Source organism: Polycladospora coralii, from assembly GCF_014773435.2.
In the GTDB taxonomy this organism is placed as follows: domain Bacteria; phylum Bacillota; class Bacilli; order Thermoactinomycetales; family Thermoactinomycetaceae; genus Polycladospora; species Polycladospora coralii.
The window spans coordinates 1-19,273 of sequence record NZ_JACXAG020000012.1; the positions used below are offsets into that span (position 1 = coordinate 1).

Here is a 19,273-nt window from a genome sequence, read left to right on the forward strand (position 1 = left end):
GCATGTATTAGGCATACCGCCAGCGTTCGTCCTGAGCCAGGATCAAACTCTCCATATAATGGTGAGCTTGTAAGCTCATATAAAAATTGAACAGGTCATGTGTCACTCTTTAGTTTTCAAGGAACATTTCAGTTGTTACCGCCTTATCGTGGCGACAAGAAATATACTAGCATAGGATTAAACATATGTCAATCCTATACCTAAATTAAATTTATGTTTACCATAAGCAGATAAATTTATGCATTCCATCCATCTTCAGCTAAAATCGCAAACATCAAATGATCTGTCCAACTTCCGTTAATTCTTACGTTTTTGCGTGCCAGCCCTTCCCGTTTAAATCCAGCTTTTTCTAGTACACGTATCGAGCCGATATTAGTGGGTTGGACACCCGCTTCAATCCGATGTAAGCACAGTTCTGTGAAGGCAATATCTAAAAGAAGTAAAACGGCTTCTGTCGCATAGCCTTGTGCCTGATGCGCTTGGTCTAAGCAATACCCCATTGTACTTCGTTGATGCGGCTCTCGAAATACCCGATTGAGATTGATTTCTCCAATTAACTGATCTGTTTCGAGCAAGAAAATACCATATGCATAACCCGTATCCTCTTTCATTGCATATTGACGCTTCAATATCACCGCCTTCTGCTTCTCTATGGTGTAGAATGATTCCTCACGAGTAGGCACAAACCGCTGAAATAAATCTCGATTTTGCTCCATCAACATCAAACACTGTCTAGCATCTTCAATATGAAAAGAACGAAGATAAATGCGATTGCCGTGATATCTTTTCAATCGTGCTTCCCCCTATAGTGAACTCATACACGAATGTGCGGGCGCAAATGAATCAAGTTTCGGTCGATAAAGTTAACAGAAATCGGCTTTATATTTAATTCACGCGCCCAGACGGCCAATTGTCCCATGTGATGTATTTCGTGTGTCAATACATGATACATGACTTCTTCGTTTGAGTACGTTTCAATTGACCATGCCGGTTTTACTTCTCCTCGCAATAATTTAGGTAGCTTCTGCTCTAGCATAGGTTCTAATACTTTCCGATAACGGAACGAAAGCTCTTTTACACTTTCCAGGGCCTGATAATCCGAAAACTGGGGTCCTTCTTCCTCTTCACCTATGATGGCACCGATCCAACTATACTCCACATCAATGATATGAAACAAAGTATGCAAAATACTTTGCATCCCACCAACCCTCTTTTTTAGTAATTCTTCTTGATCAAATTGTTCACACCACTTCAACCACTCATCTCGAATTTGCCAATTATAATGAAATAAAGGTAACATGAAATCTCGCTCCTATATGATCAAGTTCATTTTTATTTTCTTTTAGACAGACTACCCGCTCCATTCCATGAAAAAATAAAAGGTGCGTCACCTGTCCACATTTTTATTATACTTCATATTTGGGAGCTTGACTGCATCAACCGCAGTTTGTAATAACTGCGTCAACCTCCTATGATAACTATGTTCCTGGTGGGTGCGCTGCTGAGCTGATTGCACCATCTGCTTACGCACTTGCTGATGTTTTAAGTAATACGCCGCCTTCTGGATAAACTCTTCCGATGAGTTAAAGATACCAATTTCTGTATCCGGGTTGTAGTAATCAGTTAAATCGAGACTACAATTCGTTAATAAAAAAGTACCACAGCTCAGCACTTCAAAAATGCGATTATTAATAGATTGGGCTGGTAACTGATTCTGATTGTCATTATGGGGATCCGCAAATGGATGGCGATGCAGATTAATCGCGATTTTAGTATGACGATAAATGTTTGCCGTTTCACTGGCATCGTAGCGTGTCAATTTACACATTGCTCGCCCTTTTTCCGTATCATACTGTGCTAATCGCTCCCACCATCGTCCACTGATTAATGTGCGTTTACTAGAAAGATAGTCAAAAACACGATTAAAAAAAGAAATACGATCCGTGAAGCCACTCCCTAGAAAACAGAAGTCGATCTTCTCTGCTTCCGGGATTTCGTCTGCATAATAGGTATGTATATCAACCCCGAGTGGCAAATGATATACATGAGGATGCCCGCACGCTTGATAATGCCTGACACATCCACTATCCTGTGTAAAGATGATATCACATAGCAGTGCTTTATTTTTTGTCACATCAATATGATAGGGGTCATCTACAATCCAAATCGCGATCGAATAGCCTAATCTTTTTAAATATTGAATCGCAATATTCTCGACTAAAAACCCGGCAAAAATGATGATAAGCTGTGGTTGAAATTTTAGGCAATGATGAATAAGTAACTTATTTGATGTTACTTCTACTTTGTTAACAAGATCTTGCAAATGGGAGATCATCGCATTTTCTAGCTCGATATAGGGATCTGTCAAATCACTACGGACAAAAAGTACACGTATATCAAAAGTTTCCATTCCCTTTCCACCTTAAGCATTGGTTTTTCGACTTACAAATACTTCTAAAAACTCACCGTCTATCCCCATACTGTGATCTTTAATTTGGTACATGGTGGTTTTCATACCCGAACATGATTTGATCACTTCAGCCATGTCCGTTCCCCACTCTGTAACCACTAATGAGCCCCCTTCCTGATCAATCGGATTCTGATGATATTCTGGCTCAAAAATATATTCAATCTCATCATTTTCCCTTGTAGCACGTATTTTTGTGGTTTGGTTTCTATAAAAAGGAACCGTAAAAATATGTATACCCTCTAATTTCAAAACACGTGCCACTTCAGCAAATGCCTTTTTGGGGTTAAAGACATGCTCAAACACATCTTGGGTTACAAATAAGTCAAAAATTTGATCAGCAAAGGTCATATTTTCTAAATTTTCGCATCTAAATCCATTTACCAGCTCTCCTAACTGCACATCAGGATAGTAGTGTGAGAACGTCATTTGTGGAAACATTTGCTTCAACTTTGTAGAAGCCATACCCGCAGGTGAAGATTCATGTACAATCGCATTAGAGCCAAGCTGAAAAAATTTTTGAATCACATGGATAATGGCGCGTTGTCGTGGAATGGACCAGCAACGCGTACAAAAATATTCTTCACGAAGCCATGCGCCTCGAATATGAAAGGTTACTTCTCTTTCACAAATTGGACAGTAGCCACCATGATCACGCATCACATCCCTCATTCCTTCAAACTTAATGTTTGGGCAATCGCTTCTAAGAAAGCATATCCAAAGCGGCGGTCTGGCTCTAGATAGGCCCCTTCCGCCCATTCATTCCACGCATTAATAAAGATAAAAGGACTGTTCATCGCCTTTGCCCGTAATAATTGATGCAGAAAAAATACAGCAAATTTTTGTGGTGTAACACCGTGAAAAAGTTGAACGAAATGTTTACTTCGTGCAGCGTTATCCCAATCACAAAAAGCACCGACAAATGTTTGCTTTACACCTCGCTCTGCATTCCTTTTCACAATCTGATCAGGCATTCTCCCCAGTATTCGCGTCCATACTCGCTCGTAATCAAAAATATGAACCGTCGTTTCTCCAGTCGTAAATTCATTGACCACATGTAAGGCATTGGGCATCTGGTGACGCATCGTATACATGGGTTCAAATTCAACACTTGCATCAAACCCTGGCACAATAGGGAGGTCAAAGCTATTTAAAGTTTCTACAAAGTATATGCCAGCTAAGCCATGTGTTTGTGCTTGCTCATTCCAATAAGTAAGCATCTCTGTACAATTGGGAATACTAGCGGGACGATAGATTAGAAATACGGGTCTTTCTTCTATGCATATGTAACGTGGATCTTTAAAAGCAGGAAGTAGGTAATCGAAATGGGCTTGCCAGTCTGCTTGATCCCCATAATCTTGATCCATTAATATATGCTCTTCCATTCCATCCCAAGCACGTGTCCACGGCTCATTTGCCCATGATAAGCAAAATGGAAAGTCAGGTTCTCCTAGACGTAGCACCTCCTGTAATGGGGCTTCAAGTAAAGTTTTTCCCTTAAACCAGTAATGATAGTAACAAAAGCCATCTACGCCATATCGTGAAGCCGTTTCCGCTTGCCACTTGCGCGCAGCAGCATCAGTCAGATCATAATAATAATCGTTCATAGGCTCTCGTGGTTGATTATGCCCAGCAAATAAAGGTTTGGCTTTACGCGTATTGGTCCATTCCGTAAACCCCTCCCCCCACCAGCGGTTATTTTCTGGAATCGCATGAAATTGCGGAAGATAAAACGCAATCACCTGTGGATTTGTCACAAATGCCACCTCTACTGTTCATGTCATCTCATATGCTTGCAACATCATATGCTGTATGTAATCGACTTATGTAATGGAAAAATGAATATGTGGGACGGATTATTTTAAATAGATAAAGAGCTTAGATCGCTATATCTCTAAGCTCTGTTGATCTTCTATTAATTTTTATTAATAAGTGTTACCGCATGATGAATACGACGAAGCTGACCTTCATAAGGTTCTGCGAATTTAAGCGTATTGGTTGGGCTAGTTTTAACTTGCATTTGAGTGGAATGACCCCCATCTAGCCAGATTCCCTCTTTACATCCCAAAGCTTTCATCGTATTTCTGAGATTAATTAGTGAAGTATGTTTTTTAGATGTAAATAGATAAAGGTAGGATTGACCATTTTCATATTTCACCCCAATACCCGTTCTATTTGCTCCAGTAGCATCTGGCTGATGGTTTAACGAATCCCATCCTTCTGCTTTGAATCCCTTTCTAAAAGTTGCTTCGTCTTGTTTAACGTATAAATTTCCTCCACCAAGCATATTTCGATAATCTAAGTTTTGACCTAAGTCACTTTTAACGGCACTTATATCTGTATAACTCTTAACAACAGCTACTGTGCCTTTTACTGGGTCCTTATAAGTAACAAGGGTTCCACGATATTTGTAACCCGTGTTATGATCATTTAGCGTATTGGGTACGCCATCCTTGCTTTTTTCCCAGAAAATGTTTGATGCAGAAGCTGGTGTAGATTTAGTAGCAAAATTATATAGCCCGCCGTTTATACCGTAGTAATCTGTATAAGGAAGTGCTTGATTAATTTTTACGGCTTTAATATTACTTGCATGTGTCCTAATAACATTAAAATCATTTGTCGTGATATAGTCATAAGATTTTGCTTTATACACAGTTTGTGCTGCTTGTACGGAATCTGCATTTCCACCAACTATTGATGTTGCAAACACTGTTGCAATTGCCAGTCCAATACGTGTTACCTTTTTTAGATTGATAAGCATCATATAACCTCCATATAAACGCATACTATTCATTATGATGTTTATTTTAAAGTTAGGCAGAAGTTACATGCTAGATGTTAAATTTATCTTTTTTTGATCCATTCATTGCAGGTAAAGTAATGAAAATGTAACCAATGGGGTATAAAAATACGCCTATCGGATTTTCAACGATCTGAAATCCGATAGGCGTATTTTTAGAATAATGGCGGATCTTGACCACCTGTATTTGGAGGATCTGGAACATCAGGCATAACTGAATTACTTTCAGAAAATAGCGTGAATCCTAAAACCAGTAACAGTAGCGTAACATATTTTAGCTTTCTCAAATTAAAAATTCCCTTCTCTTTTTTATCAAGGTATAACGCCCAAATCACTATCTATCTCTTCTGTTCGACCCGTATCTTTAGATTCCAAAGCTAGCAATAACATTTCTGCTGATTTTTTATAATACCTATTACTAAAATAATATTTTCCTAGCTCACTTGCAAGATCATATATAAAAGACGTTTGATTATGTACCTTGCAATATTCTATTACTTCTTTTAATGCCAGTTCGTATTTCTTTATATCGAATCTCTTATATAACTCAATTTGAATTCGTTTGGTTTCTACCCAATTGTATCTAAGTTCACGTGTTTCAGAAATCCTCAGCGCACACTCCAGATAATCATTCGCAATATCCCATCTCTTGATATCATAATAGGCTTTAGCAAGTTGTTGATAACCTGTGATTGCCAATTCTTCCTTTTTATTTTCTATATTTAGCTGAATGTTTTTCTTGTACCAGTCAACAGCTACATCAATATAGTTCTTTTTTTTATAGATATTGCCCATATGGAATGCGATTACTGCATTTATTAATAAATCTTTACTACAAACCAATTGACGCGCTTTTTCTAGATAAGTTAATGCTTCATCTACTGCATTTAAATTAGTTAATTGTATGCTCTTTAATATCAAGACTTTAGTTAAATATGCATCACCACCAATTTTTTTGAGTAACGCATAGGACTTATTTACATACTCCAATGCTACTTCAGGATGATCGGCTACCTTCATTTTTACAATGCTTATATTAAAATATAATTTACCCATTTCTTCAATACTACAATTATCAGAAAGTCTTTCTGCTTTTGAGAAGTATTCATCTGCAATCGCAAAATCTTGGACTGCATGAAATAAGTTACCACACGCAAAATAATAGTAATACCTATCCATATCCATATCATCTTCGTTATTAATATCATCTTCAAGAATGTATTTAATTGAATCATGATACAAATGCTTCGCAATCGTAACTTCTTCCGTAACATAATATTTTATAAGTGTACTATATATCTTCAAGTACAGTTCACTGGCGAAGAAATCTTTAGCATACAATTTAAGAAGAAGGAGTTCATTTTCACTTATTGTTAAATCACTTCTAAATTCTGAAGAAATTGATCTAATAGATGTGACAATTGCTTCTTTATCCTCATTAAAGAAGTCATCTAGGTTTAATTTCAACTTAGAGGATAGTTTTTTCAAAAAACTTTTCGAAGGTTTAACTTGCTCATTTTCAACCTTACTCAAATAAGCATGCGTGCAAATTCCTTCAATAAACTGTTGTTGCGTCATTTTCTTGTGTATTCTTATCAATCTTATCTTAGCACCAATTCCCAATATTAATACGCTCCATAAACCGTTTTATAGATATAATAAATTAAAACAGTATACTTTTCCAGAATAATATTGAGTTTTCTTTTAATTTATTTGAGTTTCTTATTTATGACCACTTATAATATGCTGCATCTTACTATCAGATCGTTTAAATTTATTTTTTTGATCCAGTCATTAAGGTGAAATCAAAGAAAAATATAACTGATTTACCCTCTTAGTCTAATATAAAAATCATTGTGCTAGGTTGACCACGTTCCAATTAACCCAAATTAGGGAGTCTTGTTTTCATTAGGCAAAGCGCAAGCAGAAATTGCAAAAATGGGATTTTTTAGATTCAAAATCGTATAATTAAAATAGACCTTTGGTACGCCGCATGCCTTAGGTGCACACTGGGATTACTTGGATGCGTGGACATGTTGGCTACCTGTTTGGATTTTATATGTGTACTACGTATCATGCAAAGTTTGTGAAGATCTTCAGCTTAATCATGGCTACTCATCTATTTTGTATAAGAAAGGATCACGATAATGGATCAAGAACAAATAAGAAAGTATGCTGAAAAAAAAGTGCGTGAAAAACAAGATTTTTACAATCACCTACTTGTTTACATTTTAGTCAATCTCTTTATTCTGATTGTGCGTGTTTACGCTGATGCAGGCTTAGATTGGACTCTGATATTTCCTGCTCTCCCATGGGGAATTGGACTTGCTTTTCACTGGTTTCACACTTTTTTTGGTTCAGATCCCGTTCAATTTGAGAAGAAAGTGCAAAAAGAGATGGAACGGTATGAAAATAGCATAAATAAATGACCTGAATGACACACGACTTGCTGTGTCACAACCGCCTCCAAACGAAGTAAGCGTAAACGCACTCCGAATAAATAGGTGTGAGTGCGTTTACGCTTACTTTTACCACTGAAAATGTAACCATCTTTTCGCTAGATGCTCAATCTGAGATAGATGATAGGTAAAGCTATGTGTAGCCCCCTGTATCACTTCTAGCTTGGAAGCTTCGGGTAGCCATTTCAACCCACGCTGACTATTTTGATAGAGCGCGCGCTCTTCTTGATCTCCGTCTCCATGAATGATAAGGACTGGACATTTCACATGCGACAATAACTTCTCTTGATCAATCTGTTCAAAATCAAGGAGCATTTGTTTGTCAATCATAACATCTCGCTTTGCTTGTACTTCTGTGATATATCCTTCCCGCCTTAATGCTTGTATCTGCTGCTTCGAATAAACTTGTTCCCAATCATAAAACATCGGTCCCGTTAGTGCTCCAGTTAAGATCATCGTATCGATAACAGGTGTATAACAAGATAAGCAGACGCATGTCCCCAAGCTATGCCCATGCAAAACAATACGCCTATACCCTTGCGCTTGTACATAAGAAATGGCCGCGTATAAGTCAATGATTCGATTGGCGAGTGTCAGATGGACATCATCACTCTCCCCGCAACCACTAAAATCAAATGCGAGTACAGCATATCCAAGTCCATGATAAAAAACAGCAAGCCGATCGAAGCGACCGCGAGCCGATTTATCTGAGGTAAATCCATGACAAAAGATGATAATAGAATCTGAATCAGATTCCCAAAAATGGCCGACTAATTTTAGATGATTTCGATTGTGAAAAATCACTTTTTTCATGATGCGCTCTCCTCGATTGACATGTAAACAGCATGTGTTGCGTAGAATAAAACAAGCTTATTCCTAGTCGTAGATCGAGGTGAAGAAATGAAGCATGGTAAACTTCTCATTTTACTGATTTTGCTCAGCTTCACCTATCTTCCTTTTTTCCATTTTTATACGTCGTGGCCGAACCGCTTTGTTACATCACCGGTTCAAGCACATCAGTACCGAATTGACTTGATCTTACCCACCTACGGAGATCCTTTTTGGGATGAAGTAGCGGAAAGTGTAAAGATATCGGCTCAAAAATACCCCATTTTGCTCCGAACTGATCAATCATCTGAACTGATTCGGCAAATGGAAGTCTCTATTGCTTCAAATGTGGATGGCATCTTAGTCGTAGGAAACGATACAGTACGTTTTAACCAATCAGTTGAGCGCGCGACACAGAAAGGTATTCCTGTTTTTACGATTGGAAGTGATGCCCCCTCTAGCCTACGTAAAAAGTATATTGGTTCAGATCAGATGGAAGCTGGCAAAAAAATGGGGAGACACTTGCAGCAAACGTTTGGGCAGGATCATCAGATCGGCATAGTCACACCGAATCATACCTTACCCGCTCGTCCAATCCGGCTTTTAGGTCTGAAAGAAACACTTGTAAATGATGAAAATATGCTTGTCTTTGATCAAATTGAGCATTTATTAAACAATCATCCCGCTGTCGATGTGATTGTCGTCCTCGATGGTCGCGATTATAGAGAGGTCTTACAAATCATTCAAACACGAACAGGTAAAGTAAATCAGCATTTATATACCTTTGCTGATGATCCTGCTATCCACGCCTACTATGAAGCAGGTGATCTATCTGGTTATATCGAGCAATCTCCACAGCAAATCGGAGAAAAAAGTATATCCGTACTTATAAACTGGCTAGAAGGACGAGAAGAGCTAAGTCCTGATCCCATACATACCTCTATTCATCTTGTAACGCAAAGGGTAAAAAAACATGATCAGAACCATTAGAGGAAAGATTTTATTATTGGTTAGTTGTATCGTACTACTCTATAGCTTGTATGGATTCACCTTTTTCTTTATTCATCAGCAACAGATCAAGCAATATAACGAAGTATTAGAACGTTTTTTATTGTTGCAACGCATCTCTTCCCAATCAGAGCAACTCCTGCAAGTAAGTCGATCTTATCTAAACACCCCTGACCCTGCACGAAAGAGACGGTATGAAACGATTAAAAAGAGCCTTCTAGAAGACTATGAAAAATTGCACATTTTTCAGCACAATAGTAATCAAATCCACTTAATCGACTACATGAATCAAATGAAAGAGCAAATGGAACTTATCCATTCAGCCCTATTGTCACACGAGCATCAACTTTTCGCAAATGCAGAGGATTACTATAATCGCGCCACACAAGTACAACATCTATTAAATGAAACGACGTTTACCCTCATACAAGCTGAGCTAATTGAAAATAAAGCTTACTATGCGAAGATGATTCAACTTAGCAAGCAATTTCAACAAGATACGCTACTTGGATTATTGTTAGCAGTATGTGTACTTTTCTTTCTCGCTTACCTACTCGCTACAAATATTACGCGTTCAATCCGCACACTGGCAACAGGTGCAAAACGAATCGCCACCGGAAATTATCAAAGTCCTATACATGTGCAAACAAAAGATGAAACAGCCTTTTTAGCTGACACATTTAATACCATGCAAGAAAATATTCAAGCTGCATTTGATAAACTGAAACAACGCATGCACCTCGAACAAGAGTTGCAAGAATACCAATTATTAGCCAAAGAAGTAGAGTTAGACCGTCTCCAAAGTCAGATCAAACCTCATTTTTTGTTTAATACACTAAATTTGCTGGCTAAAAAAGCTTATCTGGAACACGCACATGAAACAAGTGATTTAGTCATTACAGTCGCACAATTGCTCCGCTATCAGATGCAGGATCCTCGTTCAGGCGTAAGTTTAGCCCAAGAAATGGACATGATCCGAAACTATTGCGCCATTTTAAAAGCACGTTTTACACATCGATTACACATTTTTATCGATGCCACTGAACCCGTTCTTCAATCCATTAAAATTCCTAGCTTTACACTACAACCGCTCGTCGAAAATGCGTTTCAACACGGTATCGAACCGAAGGAGACTGGTGGTACGATACGCATTTCCATCGAAGTAAAAACGAATGATGTCTACGTATACATACGAGATGATGGTCTTGGCATGTCCATGACACAACTTGAATCAGGTGGTATGGGGATCTACAATGTGAAGCGGCGCCTGCAATTATTTTATCAAAGACAGGATGTCCTTCAGATTACGAGCCAAATCAACAAAGGTACCACGATCAAACTCTCTCTCCCACGAGAGCCATCAAAGGTGATTACAAATGATTCGAACCCTTCTTGTTGAAGACGAAGAGATTGAAAGACTTGCCTTAGAAGACATCTTAACCAAACATGTACCCGAAATAGAAGTGATTGGAGCACTTGAAAATGGACTACAAGCCATTGAAAAGATTAAGAAGGACCCACCAGACCTCATACTGGTCGATATCCAAATGCCCGGCAAAAATGGCTTAGACGTAATTGCCTATATACAAGCCCATGCTCCGCAAATCAAGGCGATGATTGTTTCTTCCTATGATCGCTTTTCCTATGCACAAGAAGCACTGCGAATGGGTGTAAAAGATTATTTGCTTAAACCGAGTAGCGTAAGTGACATCGTCCAAGCTATCAAAAAAGTATGTAACGAAATCGAGTCCGAACAGGAGAAGCAAACAGCAGATCATCAAATTTTATCGATATTAAAAGCGGATTTCGTCATGCAAATCTTGCACCATTACACATATGATCACGATATAGATCCCGTTTTTGAACGATTTCAGTTAAAGCGCTCACAGCAAGGATTTGTGCTTACGCTTCACTTAGACAATCCTAATACACAGCTATATCATGAGATCAAACAAGCATTTCACGCTATCGAGCATGTTTTTGTTGGTGCTTTAAGTGGCGCTCATATTCCAATCATCGCCTTCACCACCTATATAGAAACAAATTATCGTCATATCACCTACCAAATCATGAAGAAGGTACAGGTACGACCAGAAGTAACGTTTATCGCAATCGGAACCCCTTACGACCAGCTACATTGCCTCCGACATTCTTATTATGAGGCCATGCAAGTCATTCATATTCGCTCATCACAACGCAAGTTTCAGTTTTATGAAGATTTTATACAACATGATCTGTGCCTCTTACAGAGAAATTTACAAGAAGACATTTGGGAAAAGATTCGTATTTGGGATTGGCAAGCTTTAGAACAAGCTATCTTTCAATTCCTATACTGTGAAGTGCAAACCGATGATCGCCTTGATGAAGTGAGGCAAAATCTGCTTCGTATCTTTTCCCTCATTTCCTTTCAATTAGAAGAACAAGGCGTCTTGATCGACTTACATACGCTCACATTTACTGGCCAAAGTTTATCTCAACTACAAGTTGAAATTCAAACTAAAATCGCCCTCTTTAAACATTTAATGCGCCACACACAACAAAATCAGGCTTTAGATGTTGCGCACCAATTTAAAAAGTACATCGATCAGCATTATCATGAGGAGATTTCACTACAAGATTTAGCGCATCAATACCAACTAAGTGCTTATTACATCAGCAAAAGATTCAAAGAAGCTTTTAATATGAATTATGTGGACTATCTCACAGACTTGAGAATAAAAGAAGCAAAACGATTGATTCGAGCAGGTAAAAAAAGTATGAAACAGATTTGCTTTGCAGTAGGTTATCATGATCCCAATTATTTTAGCCGCGTATTTAAAAAGATGTGCGGACTTACCCCTACACAGTATAAAAAGACGTAATGGCAGGTACACGCACTTAATCAGTCCTATCTTTCCTCAAAAAGTACAGATCTTTACTGCGCAATCGTTCTCATCTAACTCATACCTTGTAACGAGTGCATACTTTGAGAGGAGAGAAGCGCATGCCAAGACGATTGGTCAGGGTGATGGTTATGCTCATTTTAACCATTACGTTATTTACACCTGCTCTTGCATCAAGCATGACAGCAGAAACCGCTCCTGGTGGCCCAGGAGCAAATTCGGTCTGGAGTCCCGGTGATAAGGAATGGATGGGCTCTTCAGTAAATACACAGTCAAAAGTTTGGTTTACGGGTACAGATGGGATTATCACAGAGGTATTTTATCCCACACTCGATACTGCAAATGTCCAAGATTTACAATTTATGGTTGGTGATGCTGACCACACTTGGGTAGATGAAGAAAAATCGCAAACACATACCGTTAAGCAAGTAGATCCCAAAGCCTTAATGTGGGAAGTAACCTCAGAAGACCGTGATCAGCGCTGGCGTCTAACCAAAAAAATATTTACAGACCCCACTCAGCATACCTTAATTCAACGTGTCACCTTCCAGGCGTTAGCTGGAAATGTAAACGATTACAATTTATACGTCTTGCATAATCCCTCCATGAATAATTCTGGAGCCAACAATCATGCCAAAACCATCGCCCATCAAAATCGGACGATGTTGGTTGCTTCCAAACAAGACAAAGTGTCCGCACTCGGTTTATCTCTTCCTTGGAAAAACAATCAAGTGTCCAATGCCTTTGTAGGAGTCAATGATGGTTGGCAAGATCTACTGGGAGGACAAAACCCTGATTATGAAATGACCTATACCTACGATGCCGCTTACAACGGGAATGTGGCACAAATGGGTATGGTTGATATGGGAAATGGAAACGAAACTTCCGTCTCTTTTGATTTAGTACTCGGCTTTGGTGCCAATGAAAACGAAGCACTGCAAGCCACTACTGCCAGCTTAAATCAGGTCTCTGCTGCTGAAACCAACTACATCACAGAATGGCATACCTATACAAATGACCTTGATTCGCAGGGGGGAGCAGCCGATGATCAATATTATTTAGCTACGATGCTTCTAAAAGCAAGCCAAGATAAAACATATGGCGGAATTGTAGCGGGTCTAGGAAATCCCTGGGGAGACAGTGTTTCAGCAGACGAGGGCAAACACGGCGGATACCATCTGGTGTGGGCAAGAGATCTATATAAATTTGCCAATTCCCTCATTGTAGCAGGAGATACACAAACTGCGAACCGCGCCGTCGATTTCCTCTTCCACACCCAAATGGATCAACAAACAGGACGTTTCCCGCAAAATTCATGGAACGATGGTACGCCTTATTGGAATGCGACACAAATGGATGAGCAAGGTATGCCGATCATTCTCGCATGGAAGCTAAAGCGGCAAGATCTATGGCCAAAAGTGCAAAAAACAGCCGATTATATCGTAAATACTGGTCCGTGGACACAGCAAGAACGTTGGGAAGAGAATGCCGGCTTCTCTCCCGCAACAATTGCTGCTCAAATAGCAGGTTTAGTATGTGCAGCAGATATGGCGAAACAAAACGGCGATCTAAATCGTGCGAATACGTATCTAAGCAAAGCAGATGAGTGGCAAGCAAAAGTAAACGAGTGGACCTTCACCACCTCTGGTGTTTATGGGGATGGTCAATACTACCTACGCATTGATGAAAATGGTAATCCCAATGATGGTCAAACCATTCATATTGCGAACGGTGGTGGAAGCTACGATGAACGCGCTATTGTAGATATGAGCTTTTTAGAATTGGTACGAATGGGAGTAAAAAAACCGACTGACCCGCACATTACAAAGTCACTCGCTGTTGTGGACGCTGTCATTAAACAATCCATTCCAGGTAAAGGAGATGCTTGGTTCCGCTATAATCATGATGGTTATGGCGAAAAAGCAGATGGTAGCAATTACACAGGTGCAGGCGTTGGTCGATTATGGCCCATCTTTACGGCTGAACGAGGTATCTATGAAATCGCTAATGGAAATAGCGGTGATGCTTATTTAGCCACTCTCAAAAAATTTTCCAGTTCCACAGGAACCCTTCCCGAACAAGTATGGGATTTAAATGCACCATCAGGTAAAGCCCCTGGAACACCAACGGGCTCCATGCAAGCACTTAATTGGTCGATGGGTGAATATATTAATCTACTTGCCTCTATCCATCAAGGAAAGCCGGTTGGAATTCCATCAGTGGTACAGGAACGATATGAATCGAATGATCCTCCTCCCCATGACACGACGCCTCACTCCGGCTACCAAGTCGATTATGATTCAAAATTACTGAAGCGCGGACAAGAACTTAAAGTGTACTACAAAGGTGCTTTACAAAATGAGTCTAACCTCATCTTACATTGGGGAAACAATGAATGGCATGATGTCACGCAAACAAGCATGCGTAAACGAAGTGATGGATTTTGGGAAGCAGCGATTCAAATACCTACAGATGCCAATCAGCTCAATTTTGTTTTCTGGAATGGAAACCAATCATGGGATAATAACAAAGGAAGAGATTGGTATTTACCCGTCTACACAGACCAAAATCCAGTTTTAATAAACCCTGCGCCACAAGCAAATAAAACCACAACAATTACCTATCGAGGAGAGCTTGCTCCTTCTAGTCGTTCCATCACCCTCCATTGGGGTGTTAGTGGCTGGCAACAAACACAAAATACAAGTATGACCCCAAATCGTGACGGCAGCTGGTCTGCAACCATCACGCTCCCGTCCAATAGCTATTCCATCAACATGGCGTTTAAAAATCAGTCCAATCAGTGGGACAATCGAAATGGATTGGAATATTCCTATACTGTGACACAATAACTTCATCATACTGAAGAGAGTCCATCTTATCGAGAGCAGGACTCTTTCTTTTTTATGCCACTCTCAATTTGTGCTACCTTCCACGATTAAATGAAGGTAATTCTTGCGATGAAAACGCTCCCATATATCATAGATTAGACTGAAAACAAAAAATGATGAGGTGAAGATCAATGAAGAGGTGGATTCATTTATCATTGTTACTCAGTATAGCTCTGGCTTTATCTGCTTGTGTGACACAAGCACCTACTACGACCAGTCCAACAGGAACAAACAAAAAAACGAATGGTGGTAAAATCGTGATTGGCTTTTCTCTGGATACCTTAGAAGAAGAGCGCTGGCAAAAAGATCGAGACTTATTTGTTGCCAAAGCAAATGAATTAGGTGCTGAGGTGAAAGTACAATCAGCCAATTCAGATGATGCTAAACAAATTGCACAGGCAGAGAATCTCATTAGTCAAGGCGTAGACATTCTCGTCGTGGTTCCTCATAATTCGGAAGTTTCCGCAGCAATCGTCGAAAAAGCACATACTGAAGGCATAAAAGTCGTTTCTTATGATCGTTTAATTAAGCAAGCAGATGTAGACCTTTATGTCTCCTTTGATAATGAGCGAGTGGGAGAAATGCAAGCAAAAGCCATTACTGAGCGCCAACCCAAGGGAAATTATGCCTTAATTGAAGGTGCAGATTCAGATAACAATGCACATCTATTAAAAAAAGGGCACATGAAAGTATTAAAGCCCTATATCGATCGTGGAGATATTCAGATTGTATATGATCAATGGACTAAAGAGTGGGATCCAGCCAATGCCTTAGCCAATATGGAGAATGCCTTAACCGCAAATCAAAACAAGATCGATGCCGTCATTGCAGCAAATGATGGGACAGCAGGTGGTGTGATTCAAGCCCTTACCGCCCAAAAGTTGGCTGGTAACGTACCCGTATCGGGGCAAGATGCTGAACTGGCAGCCATAAAACGAATTGTCGCAGGGACACAAGCCATGACAATCTATAAACCAATCTCAACTCTGGCCTCAACGGCTGCCGAAGCAACTGTAAATCTTGCTAAAGATGAATCTGTACAAACCAATAAAACCGTTTTCAACGGAAAAATCGATACCCCTGCTATCTTGCTCGACCCGGTAATTGTGACCAAAGAAAATATCGATGCCACAGTCATTACCGATGGTTTCCATCGACGTGAAGACATCTATAACCAGTAGAGGAGGTCTTCTCTTGACTATCGCACTTCAAATGAAACAAATTACCAAAAAATTTGCAGGTGTTACCGCACTAGATCACGTGTCGCTTTCCGTTAAAGAAGGAGAAATCCATGCCTTGTGTGGTGAAAATGGGGCTGGGAAGTCAACTTTAATGAAAGTGCTGAGCGGATTATATCCGTTCGGCACTTATGAAGGGGATATCTACATTCGTGAGAATAAGCAGTGTTTCCGATCCATCAAGGATGCTGAACACGCAGGCATCGCCATCATTTATCAAGAACTGGCACTCGTCAAACAAATGACCCTCGCGGAAAATTTATTTATAGGAAACGAACGAGCTAAATCGGGTATCATCGACACCACTCAATCCTATCACGAAGCCCAGAAATGGCTCTCCACAGTCGGTCTGGGTAAACTGCATCCTGAACAAACTGTGGAAGATCTAGGTATTGGTGAACAACAATTAGTAGAAATTGCTAAAGCACTCGCTAAAGATGCCAGTATCCTCATTTTAGATGAACCGACGGCCGCACTTACAGAAAAAGAGAGCCGCATCCTCCTCAACATTTTGGGTCAACTAAAAAAGCGTGGCGTATCTTCTATTTATATATCACATAAGTTAAGCGAAGTTACCTCGATTGCAGATACCGTAACCGTACTTCGAGATGGCAAAACCGTCACGACTTGCCCAATCGCACACACAACCGAACCTGAAATCATCCATCATATGGTAGGACGTGAACTCGATCAACGTTTTCCCAAAATCAAAATTCCTGCACAAGACGTGGTATTAAAGATTCGTCATCTATCTGTCTGGCGGCAAAAAAAGCAACTTTTACACGATCTTTCGTTCCAAGTTCATCACGGGGAAATACTAGGCATTGCAGGTTTAATGGGATCGGGGCGGAGTGAACTTGCTTTGCATCTGTTTGGTGCACACAATGGAAAACAAACGGGTCAAGTTTTGTTCAATGGTCAAGTGGTACAGTTTAAGCATCCAGCAGAAGCCATTCGTGCAGGCTTAGCCTTAGTTACTGAAGATCGTAAAAAGACAGGTTTAATCTTAAATCAATCCATTTTGAAAAATTTATCACTTGCACACTTAGCACACCTTGCAAAATGGCAATGGGTTGATGAAAACCGTGAGATTCAGGAGAGCTACTCATTTATAGAGAAGCTGAAGATTAAATCACGTACATTTGAAGATCCAGTGGCAACATTAAGTGGTGGTAATCAGCAAAAAGTGGTTTTAGGAAAGTGGATGATGACTCAACCTCAAGTATTGATACTCGATGAACCAACTCGTGGTGTTGATGTGGGTGCTAAATACGAACTATATCAACAGATGAACCAACTCGTAAAAGAAGGAATCGCCATTATTATGATCTCATCTGAACTACCGGAAATCATCGGAATGAGCGACCGCATTATGGTGATGGCTGAAGGAAGAAAAATGGCTGAGTTTGAAACAGATGAAGCCACACCAGAACGTATTATGCAAGCTGCTACTGGGGGTAAAGTCTCATGATTTCGAACAGGTTTAAATTAGATCTGCGCGCCTACTCTATGATTACGGCGATCATCGTCATTTGGACTTTATTTGCAATATTAGATCCTAACTTTTTAACCATTCGTAACTTATCTAATTTGTTAGTTCAAATGTCTGTCACCTCGATTCTAGCCATTGGTATGGTACTGATTATCGTTACTGGAAATATCGATTTATCTGTAGGATCACTAGTTGGCCTCACCGGGGGAATTGCGGCTATCCTGCAAGTATGGTATGGCTGGCACACCATTCCAGTTATCCTACTCACCCTTCTTATCGGTGCTATGATCGGTTTTATTCAGGGCTGGTGGATTGCTTATCGTGCAGTGCCAGCGTTTATTGTCACGCTGGGTGGTATGTTAATATTTCGTGGTGTCCTAACAGGCATAACCAAGAGTCAAACCATTGCACCTTTAGATGAGTCTTTTAAGCTGATTGGGCAAGGATATCTGATTCCCATTTTTGGCTATTTCATCGCGGCTTTGGCTTCTATTCTCATTCTTCTGATCATGATTAAACGACGAAAAAATCGAATTCGTTATGCTTTTACGAGTACATCTCAATCAATGACTTATCTGATCTGGTTTCTGATTTGCATCAGTATTTTTGCATTCGTATTTTTCATCAATCAATACCAAGGCGTACCGATTCCCTTTATGGCTGTCATTTTTCTTGCTTGTATCTTCACTTTTATTGCTAAAAAAACCGTTTTTGGTCGTCAAGTATACGCGATCGGAGGTAACCCTGAAGCCGCATTTTTATCTGGAATCCCTATCAAAAAACGCATCCTCACCGTTTTTATCCTCGGCAACACATTAGCTGCGATAGCAGGACTTATCCTCACTGCGCGTGTGAATGCCGCTACTGTCAGTGCAGGCACCATGTACGAATTGGATGCGATTGCTGCTTGTGTCATTGGAGGGACCAGTCTCATGGGTGGTGTCGGTACCATCACGGGTGCCATAATCGGAGCACTCGTCATGGCAAGTCTGGATAATGGCATGAGCTTGATGAACATCGATTCTTTTTGGCAACTGATCGTAAAAGGTTCCATTTTAATCCTTGCTGTATGGTTTGATATTTATAGTCAACGAAAAACAGCATAAGCCAAACTCCGCTCCCATAGTGATGGAGCGGAGATTTAATCGAGAAATGGAATACAATTTCCTAGCCCAAACACGAATTCATACGATCATTCACGATCTTACTTT

Annotated in this window: 16 protein-coding genes; 8 read left to right on the forward strand and 8 right to left on the reverse strand. The window is 39.9% G+C overall.

Translation table 11 applies throughout. The features are described 5' to 3' along the window. Window positions 1-236: 236 nt before the first annotated feature. The 7 genes from IC619_RS15535 to IC619_RS15565 form a co-directional block, all read right to left on the reverse strand. Entirely contained in the window at window positions 237-791 is a 555-nt protein-coding gene (locus IC619_RS15535) for a GNAT family N-acetyltransferase (RefSeq protein ID WP_191141017.1), read from the reverse strand. 23 nt (window positions 792-814) lie between these two features. Continuing rightward, window positions 815-1,300: a DinB family protein gene (locus IC619_RS15540; protein ID WP_191141016.1), complete on the reverse strand. Its 486-nt coding sequence runs from the start codon at window positions 1,298-1,300 to the stop codon at window positions 815-817. A gap of 87 nt (window positions 1,301-1,387) precedes the next feature. After that, window positions 1,388-2,410, reverse strand: a complete 1,023-nt coding sequence (locus tag IC619_RS15545) for a CgeB family protein (protein ID WP_191141015.1) — start codon at window positions 2,408-2,410, stop codon at window positions 1,388-1,390. A 12-nt stretch (window positions 2,411-2,422) separates the two neighbouring features. Then, window positions 2,423-3,139 carry a class I SAM-dependent methyltransferase gene (locus IC619_RS15550; RefSeq protein ID WP_191141014.1) on the reverse strand — a complete coding sequence of 239 codons (717 nt, stop codon included), beginning with the start codon at window positions 3,137-3,139 and terminating at the stop codon, window positions 2,423-2,425. Beyond that, entirely contained in the window at window positions 3,136-4,224 is a 1,089-nt protein-coding gene (locus IC619_RS15555) for a glycoside hydrolase family 99-like domain-containing protein (protein WP_191141013.1), read from the reverse strand. Before IC619_RS15555 ends, IC619_RS15550 begins: the two co-directional genes overlap by 4 nt. Before the next feature lie 158 nt (window positions 4,225-4,382). Next, window positions 4,383-5,228 (reverse strand): phosphodiester glycosidase family protein, encoded by an 846-nt coding sequence (locus IC619_RS15560; RefSeq protein ID WP_191141012.1) that lies wholly within the window; start codon window positions 5,226-5,228, stop codon window positions 4,383-4,385. Between the two features lie 351 nt (window positions 5,229-5,579). After that, window positions 5,580-6,890 (reverse strand): helix-turn-helix domain-containing protein, encoded by a 1,311-nt coding sequence (locus tag IC619_RS15565; protein WP_191141011.1) that lies wholly within the window; start codon window positions 6,888-6,890, stop codon window positions 5,580-5,582. A gap of 524 nt (window positions 6,891-7,414) precedes the next feature. On the opposite strand from IC619_RS15565, the gene IC619_RS15570 reads away from it, so the two are divergent. Next, window positions 7,415-7,696: a 2TM domain-containing protein gene (locus IC619_RS15570; RefSeq protein ID WP_191141010.1), complete on the forward strand. Its 282-nt coding sequence runs from the start codon at window positions 7,415-7,417 to the stop codon at window positions 7,694-7,696. A 99-nt stretch (window positions 7,697-7,795) separates the two neighbouring features. Here IC619_RS15570 and IC619_RS15575 read toward each other — a convergent pair whose 3' ends face one another. Further along, the gene (locus IC619_RS15575) at window positions 7,796-8,539 is read right to left on the reverse strand and encodes an alpha/beta hydrolase (RefSeq protein WP_191141009.1); all 744 of its coding nucleotides are present in this window, start codon (window positions 8,537-8,539) and stop codon (window positions 7,796-7,798) included. 87 nt (window positions 8,540-8,626) lie between these two features. On the opposite strand from IC619_RS15575, the gene IC619_RS15580 reads away from it, so the two are divergent. From IC619_RS15580 to IC619_RS15610, 7 genes are all read left to right on the forward strand, one after another. Then, window positions 8,627-9,544 carry a sugar ABC transporter substrate-binding protein gene (locus IC619_RS15580; protein ID WP_191141008.1) on the forward strand — a complete coding sequence of 306 codons (918 nt, stop codon included), beginning with the start codon at window positions 8,627-8,629 and terminating at the stop codon, window positions 9,542-9,544. Next, window positions 9,528-10,961 carry a sensor histidine kinase gene (locus IC619_RS15585; RefSeq protein ID WP_191141007.1) on the forward strand — a complete coding sequence of 478 codons (1,434 nt, stop codon included), beginning with the start codon at window positions 9,528-9,530 and terminating at the stop codon, window positions 10,959-10,961. The genes IC619_RS15580 and IC619_RS15585 overlap by 17 nt, the downstream gene beginning before the upstream one ends. Beyond that, window positions 10,939-12,423: a response regulator gene (locus tag IC619_RS15590; protein ID WP_191141006.1), complete on the forward strand. Its 1,485-nt coding sequence runs from the start codon at window positions 10,939-10,941 to the stop codon at window positions 12,421-12,423. Before IC619_RS15585 ends, IC619_RS15590 begins: the two co-directional genes overlap by 23 nt. 122 nt (window positions 12,424-12,545) lie before the next feature. Next, window positions 12,546-15,293: a glycoside hydrolase family 15 protein gene (locus IC619_RS15595; RefSeq protein WP_191141005.1), complete on the forward strand. Its 2,748-nt coding sequence runs from the start codon at window positions 12,546-12,548 to the stop codon at window positions 15,291-15,293. Between the two features lie 170 nt (window positions 15,294-15,463). Continuing rightward, window positions 15,464-16,513, forward strand: coding sequence for a D-xylose ABC transporter substrate-binding protein (xylF, locus tag IC619_RS15600; protein ID WP_191141004.1), 1,050 nt, complete (start codon window positions 15,464-15,466; stop codon window positions 16,511-16,513). Between the two features lie 31 nt (window positions 16,514-16,544). Beyond that, complete coding sequence (locus IC619_RS15605) at window positions 16,545-18,041, forward strand: sugar ABC transporter ATP-binding protein (RefSeq protein ID WP_249669902.1); 1,497 nt, start codon at window positions 16,545-16,547, stop codon at window positions 18,039-18,041. Then, window positions 18,038-19,168 (forward strand): sugar ABC transporter permease, encoded by a 1,131-nt coding sequence (locus IC619_RS15610; protein ID WP_191141003.1) that lies wholly within the window; start codon window positions 18,038-18,040, stop codon window positions 19,166-19,168. Before IC619_RS15605 ends, IC619_RS15610 begins: the two co-directional genes overlap by 4 nt. Window positions 19,169-19,273: the final 105 nt, after the last annotated feature.

Bases quoted from the DNA above. Each gene is read 5' to 3' on its own strand.
- IC619_RS15605 (WP_249669902.1), top strand. From the start codon at position 16,545: ATGAAACAAATTACCAAAAAATTTGCAGGTGTTACCGCACTAGATCAC.
- IC619_RS15590 (WP_191141006.1), top strand. From the start codon at position 10,939: ATGATTCGAACCCTTCTTGTTGAAGACGAAGAGATTGAAAGACTTGCC.
- IC619_RS15545 (WP_191141015.1), bottom strand. From the start codon at position 2,410: ATGGAAACTTTTGATATACGTGTACTTTTTGTCCGTAGTGATTTGACA.
- IC619_RS15580 (WP_191141008.1), top strand. From the start codon at position 8,627: ATGAAGCATGGTAAACTTCTCATTTTACTGATTTTGCTCAGCTTCACC.
- IC619_RS15575 (WP_191141009.1), bottom strand. From the start codon at position 8,539: ATGAAAAAAGTGATTTTTCACAATCGAAATCATCTAAAATTAGTCGGC.
- IC619_RS15585 (WP_191141007.1), top strand. From the start codon at position 9,528: ATGATCAGAACCATTAGAGGAAAGATTTTATTATTGGTTAGTTGTATC.
- IC619_RS15570 (WP_191141010.1), top strand. From the start codon at position 7,415: ATGGATCAAGAACAAATAAGAAAGTATGCTGAAAAAAAAGTGCGTGAA.
- IC619_RS15595 (WP_191141005.1), top strand. From the start codon at position 12,546: ATGCCAAGACGATTGGTCAGGGTGATGGTTATGCTCATTTTAACCATT.
- xylF (WP_191141004.1), top strand. From the start codon at position 15,464: ATGAAGAGGTGGATTCATTTATCATTGTTACTCAGTATAGCTCTGGCT.
- IC619_RS15540 (WP_191141016.1), bottom strand. From the start codon at position 1,300: ATGTTACCTTTATTTCATTATAATTGGCAAATTCGAGATGAGTGGTTG.
- IC619_RS15610 (WP_191141003.1), top strand. From the start codon at position 18,038: ATGATTTCGAACAGGTTTAAATTAGATCTGCGCGCCTACTCTATGATT.
- IC619_RS15550 (WP_191141014.1), bottom strand. From the start codon at position 3,139: ATGAGGGATGTGATGCGTGATCATGGTGGCTACTGTCCAATTTGTGAA.
- IC619_RS15560 (WP_191141012.1), bottom strand. From the start codon at position 5,228: ATGCTTATCAATCTAAAAAAGGTAACACGTATTGGACTGGCAATTGCA.